This window comes from Shewanella sp. SG41-4 (assembly GCF_014164505.1).
Classification (GTDB): domain Bacteria; phylum Pseudomonadota; class Gammaproteobacteria; order Enterobacterales; family Shewanellaceae; genus Shewanella.
The window spans coordinates 1-747 of record NZ_JACJFI010000731.1 but is presented as its reverse complement, the minus strand read 5'-3'; the positions used below and the strand labels follow the sequence as shown (position 1 = coordinate 747).

Sequence of the window (747 nt, the reverse complement as noted above, 5' to 3'; positions counted from 1 at the left end):
TTTGATGATCATCAATCGATCGCCAACTCTTTTGAATAATTAAAGCACTTGCTTACCTGCGACATCAATTTTGCTGTGGCCAATCACATCATAACCCGCTAATAACCAGTGTAATTGTTGCTCGGTTAATGTCATGGTGGGTGACATGAGTTTAGGCCATTTGAACTTATGTTTATCTAATCGCTTATACCACAGGGAAAACCCGGTGTTATCCCAGTACAGCAGTTTGAGTTTGTCGCGCCCTTTATTACAAAACACAAATAGCGCACCACTGAGCACCGGTAGTTCAAGCTCTGCTTCCACTAAGGCGGCTAATCCATTAATCGATTTACGAAAATCGACCACATCCGCACATAAATAAACGGTGGGCACATCAACAAACATCTTCATGCCATCAGCCCTTTAATGATGGCAACGATATCGTTCGTTGCTAAATTGGCAGGAAACATTAACTGGCCTGTGCGGATATCAAACTGCACCACATTTTGATGAGTTTGCGCGCAGACTTCAGTGGTGGTTTGTTTTAACTGAATAAAACGTGATGATGTGGGGTTCGTTGTTTGCACTGGCAAGGTTGAATTAGGCTGATACTCAGCCAGTAAAGCGCGCTGTTTATAGTAAGTGGTGATAGAGACATTATGGTGTTGGCAAAATTCGATATTAGTGCCACTAAACGAGCCGCGTTGTTGAAGTAGCATCTGCCACTGAGTAGTTGTTCTGTATGTTTTCATCACCTGCTCCAAATTT

At 42.7% G+C, this 747-nt stretch carries 2 protein-coding genes; both read right to left on the bottom strand.

Annotation, left to right across the window (positions count from 1 at the left end):
- Positions 1-39 precede the first annotated feature (39 nt).
- Entirely contained in the window at positions 40-390 is a 351-nt protein-coding gene (gene tnpB, locus H5202_RS23550; protein WP_182774134.1) for an IS66 family insertion sequence element accessory protein TnpB, read from the bottom strand.
- The coding region (locus tag H5202_RS23545; RefSeq protein WP_259397469.1) for a hypothetical protein at positions 387-747 on the bottom strand (361 nt) is incomplete at its 5' end. The genes tnpB and H5202_RS23545, both read right to left, overlap by 4 nt.